The sequence below is a fragment of the Stenotrophomonas sp. HMWF003 genome (assembly GCF_003061285.1).
Classification (GTDB): domain Bacteria; phylum Pseudomonadota; class Gammaproteobacteria; order Xanthomonadales; family Xanthomonadaceae; genus Stenotrophomonas; species Stenotrophomonas maltophilia_AP.
Map to the genome: position 1 here is coordinate 2917 of NZ_QAIW01000175.1, position 4417 is coordinate 7333.

General features: G+C 69.5%; 4 protein-coding genes and 1 pseudogene. All 5 read left to right on the forward strand.

Annotation, left to right across the window (positions count from 1 at the left end; translation table 11 throughout):
- Positions 1-365, forward strand: a pseudogene (locus DBR34_RS22285) (CDP-alcohol phosphatidyltransferase family protein); the annotation flags it as partial.
- A 38-nt stretch (positions 366-403) separates the two neighbouring features.
- Positions 404-2158, forward strand: a complete 1755-nt coding sequence (locus DBR34_RS07175) for a bifunctional alpha/beta hydrolase/class I SAM-dependent methyltransferase (protein ID WP_128096278.1) — start codon at positions 404-406, stop codon at positions 2156-2158.
- The gene (locus DBR34_RS07180) at positions 2155-3489 is read left to right on the forward strand and encodes a phosphatase PAP2/dual specificity phosphatase family protein (protein ID WP_128096279.1); all 1335 of its coding nucleotides are present in this window, start codon (positions 2155-2157) and stop codon (positions 3487-3489) included. Before DBR34_RS07175 ends, DBR34_RS07180 begins: the two co-directional genes overlap by 4 nt.
- On the forward strand, positions 3486-3911 hold the full coding sequence (locus DBR34_RS07185) for a hypothetical protein (protein WP_128096280.1): 426 nt from the start codon (positions 3486-3488) through the stop codon (positions 3909-3911). Before DBR34_RS07180 ends, DBR34_RS07185 begins: the two co-directional genes overlap by 4 nt.
- A gap of 33 nt (positions 3912-3944) precedes the next feature.
- Positions 3945-4417, forward strand: a 473-nt coding sequence (locus tag DBR34_RS07190; protein WP_146186788.1) for a lysophospholipid acyltransferase family protein, incomplete at its 3' end; no start/stop codon positions are given.

The following is a 4417-nucleotide window of genomic DNA, read 5'->3' on the forward strand; positions in this document are numbered from 1 at the left end:
TCGGCCAGCAGTCGCGCCTGGGCGCATATCTCAACGAGTTGTGCGACATCGTCGCCGACGCCGCGCTCTACCTCAGCCTGCTCAGCCTGCCGGGGGTGAATCCCACCGCGTTGTGGGCGCTGACGTGGATGGCCGCGGTTTGCGAGTACGCTGGCGTCCTGGGCGTGATGGTGGGGGCCAGCCGGCGCTATGACGGGCCGATGGGCAAGAGCGACCGGGCGTTCGTGATCGGCCTGATCGGCGTGCTGCTGGCGCCGGGCTGGATCGACGGCGCCATCGTGGGAGGGATCGCGTGGGCAGCGGCCGCACTTTGCGTGCTGACCAGCTGGCGGCGCGTTCGACAAGGATTGGCGGAGATCGGCTGATGTGGCCGGATCCCGTCGGATGCATAACGGAGTGATGCATGCGCGCACAGCAGGACCTGCAGTTCCACAGTTTCGATGGCCAGCCGCTGTTCTACCGGCACTGGTCGGCCAGCGGGTTGGCGCCCACGCGCCGTGCAGTGGTGCTGCTGCATCGCGGGCATGAGCATTCCGGCCGGGTGGCCCACCTGGCCGATGAGCTGGACCTGCCCGACACCGATGTATTCGCCTGGGATGCGCGCGGCAACGGCCAGTCGCCGGGCGAGCGTGGCGATGCGCCGGGGTTCGAGGCGCTGGTGCGCGACCTGGACAGCTTCATCGCCCACATCGGCCAGCAGCATGGCATCGCCGTGCAGGACATCGCGATCATCGCCCAGAGCGTGGGGGCGGTGGTCGCCGCCACCTGGGTGCACGACTACGCGCCGCCGCTGCGCGCGCTGGTGCTCGCCTCGCCTGCGTTCAAGGTCAAGCTGTACGTGCCGTTGGCGGTGCCCGGCCTGAAACTGATGCAGAAGCTGCGCGGCAACTTCTTCGTCAACAGCTACGTCAAGCCACAATGGCTCACCCATGACCCGGAGCGGGTGGAGAGTTACCGCACCGATCCGTTGATCACCCGGCCGATCTCGGTGCGCGTGCTGCTGGGCCTGTACGAAGCCGCCGATCGCGTGGTGGGCGATGCGCAGGCCATCACCGTGCCGACCCAGCTGCTGGTGTCCGGGTCGGACTTCGTGGTGCACCGCGCGCCGCAGGACCGCTTCTACGAGCGGTTGTCCTCGCCGATCAAGGAACGCCACCTGTTGCCGGGCTTCTTCCACGACACCCTGGGCGAGCGCGACCGTGCGCCGGCCATCGCGGCCATCCGCCGCTTTGTCACCGAGCGGTTCGAGCAGCCGCTGGTGCGGCCCAGCCTGCGCGATGCGCACCGGCACGGCCCCACGTTCGACGAGGCGGAAATCCTGTCCTGGCCGCCGCAGCGCAACAGCGCCAAGGACCTGTACTGGCGCTTCACCCGGGCCGGCCTGCGCTTCGGCGGCACGCTGTCCGAAGGCATCGCGCTGGGTCTGGAAAGCGGCTTCGATTCGGGCAGCACGCTGGACTACATCTACCGCGACCAGGCGCGCGGGAGTGGCCCGCTGGGCCGCATGATCGACCGCAACTACCTGGACGCGATCGGCTGGCGCGGCATCCGCATCCGCCGCACCCACGTGCGCGAGCTGCTGCAACTGGCCGCACTGCACCTGCATGGCGAAGGGCGCCCGGTGCGTGTGCTGGACGTGGCCGCCGGGCATGGCCGCTACGTGCTGGACGCGCTGGCGCAGGGCGAACAACGCGCCGATGCGATCACCCTGCGCGACTTCAGCGAACGCAACGTCATCGACGGGCGCAGGCTCATCAGCGAATTCGGTGCCGATGACATCGCCACCTTCGAACAAGGCGATGCGTTCGATGCGGCCTCGGTGGCGGCACTGCCGGTGGCGCCCACGCTGTCCACGGTGTCGGGGCTGTACGAGCTGTTCGCCGACAACGATGCGGTGCTGCGCTCGCTGCAGGGCATCGCCGCGGCCATGCGCGAAGGCGGCTACCTGGTCTACACCGGGCAGCCGTGGCACCCGCAGCTGGAGTTCATCGCGCGTGCGCTGACCAGCCACCGCGAAGGCGCGGCCTGGGTGATGCGCCGGCGTACCCAGCAGGAAATGGATGAACTGGTGCGCCTGGCCGGGTTCGAGAAGGTCACCCAGCGCATCGACCGCTTCGGCATCTTCACCGTGTCGCTGGCGCGCCGGGTGCTGCCGTGACCGAGGGCGTGCGGCCCTGGCGCCGCGCCCTGCTGTGGCTGGCCCTGCTGGGGCCGTTCTTCTTCCTCAGCTATGGCCTGGCCAACGCGATGGCCGGGCGCCTGTCCTACGTGCCGTCCATCGTGTTCGACTGGGAAGCGGCCATTCCGTTCCAGCCGTGGACCATCGTGCCGTACTGGTCCATCGACCTGTTCTACGTGGCCTCGTTCTTCATCTGCACCCAGCGCGCCGAACTGGACATGCATGCGCGCCGGCTGCTCACTGCGCAGCTGTTGTCGGTGGCGTGTTTCCTGCTCTGGCCGCTGCGCTTCAGCCTGGAACGCCCGGAAACGTCCGGCGTGTTCGGCTGGCTGTTCGATGTGCTGCTGGGCTTCGACAAGCCGTTCAACCAGGCGCCCTCGCTGCACATCGTGCTGCTGGTGGTGCTGTGGGTGCGCTTTCAGCAGCACCTGCGTGGGTGGTGGCGCGCGGCCCTGCACGTGTGGTTCGCGCTGATCGGCATTTCAGTGCTGACCACCTGGCAGCACCACTTCGTGGACGTGCCCACCGGCGTGGCCGTGGGCTGGCTGTGCGTGTGGCTGTGGCCGGCGCACGGGCGCTCGCCGTTGGCCCACTGGCAGTGGGCGCAGGACGGCACGCGTTGGCGGTTGGCGATGCTGTACGGATTGGGCAGCGCGTTGTGCGCGTCGCTGGCGCTCACCTTCAGCGGCTGGGTGCTGTGGCTGGGCTGGCCGGCGTTGTCGCTGGCGCTGGTGGCGCTGGGCTACGCCGCGGTGGGCACGGCGGTATTCCAGAAGCAGGAAGACGGCCGGCTGAGCATGGCCACGCGCTGGTTGCTGGCCCCGTACCTGCTGGCCGCCTGGTTGAACTCGCGCTGGTGGACCCGCCGTGCGCCGCAGCCGCAGCTGGTGATCGACGGCGTGTGGCTGGGACGCATGCCGGCGGCGGGCGCGTCCTTGCCGATGTCGACCGTGGTGGATGTGTGCGCCGAACTGCCCTTCGCGGGCCAGGTGCGGCACTACCGCAGCGTGCCGATGCTGGACCTGGCCACCCCCACCGCGCACGACCTGCAACGCGCCGCCGAGGCCATTGCACACGGCCATCGTCGTGGCGAAGTACTGGTGTGCTGCGCGCTGGGGTATTCGCGCAGCGCAGCGGCCGTGGCCACCTGGCTGTGCCGCAGCGGACACGCCGACAGTGCCGACGCGGCGATCCGCCTGCTGCAGCTGGATTGCCCGCACATCGTGCTGCATGACCGGCACCGCGATGCGATTGAACAGGCCGTGCGCGACGCCGCGGCGGCCAACGGAAGCACACAGGTGAGCGCATGAGCATGCTGTTCCAGTTGCGGGTCATGACCGCCGTGCTGCGCCAGGCCCGCATGGCCACCGGCCTGTCGGTGTTGCTGGCCGGTGCAGCGTTGGCGCTGCTGTGCCTGTCGATGCCGCCGCTGGCCGTGGCAGTGCCTGCCTTGGTATCGCTGCTGGCCGGCGCGGTGCAGGCCTACTACGCCACCCGGGTCAGCTTCGATGCGGCATTGCTGGAGGCGTTGCAGGTCAGCCATCCCGACGCCGCGCCCGGGGTGATCGATGACGTGCTGCAGAAGCTGGGGCTGCGCGAGGCGACCACCGCCACGCGCGGCTGGCAGCCGCGCTGGCAGGGCATGCGCCGTCTGCTGCGCTGGCAGCTGCTGGCGCTTGGCGCGCAGGCGCTGTGCCTGCTGGGCGCGCTGGTAGTGAAGACGTTGCCGTGATGACACCACCGCCCCCCGCCCGGATGACTGCCCATGCTTGCTGACCTCATCGCGCGCGGCTGCAGCTTTGCCATCCGCGCGCTCACCGGGGCGCGCGCGCTGTGGCAGGGCTGCGCCCCGTCCAGCGACCACCGCGTGTACTACGGCAACCACGCCAGCCACGGGGATTTCGTGCTGATATGGTCGGCGCTGCCGATCACCCTGCGCCGCCAGGTGCGGCCGGTGGCGGCGGCCGACTACTGGCAGCGCGATGGCCTGCGCCGCTACCTGATCCACGCGGTGTTCAACGGCGTGCTGATCGAGCGCGACGCGGCCAAGCGCCATGAAGACCCGATCGCCTGCCTGTGCCAGGCCGTGGATGAAGGCAACTCGCTGATCCTGTTCCCGGAAGGCACGCGCAATCCCGACGAGGGCGTGCTGCCGTTCAAGAGCGGCATCTACCACCTGGCCCGGCAGCGTCCGGAACTGGAGTTCGTGCCGGTGTGGATCGACAACCTCAAGCGGGT

What these genes read in the sequence shown, in the direction of transcription:
- DBR34_RS07185 (WP_128096280.1), top strand. Translation starts at nt 3,486, where the DNA reads ATGAGCATGCTGTTCCAGTTGCGGGTCATGACCGCCGTGCTGCGCCAG.
- DBR34_RS07175 (WP_128096278.1), top strand. Translation starts at nt 404, where the DNA reads ATGCGCGCACAGCAGGACCTGCAGTTCCACAGTTTCGATGGCCAGCCG.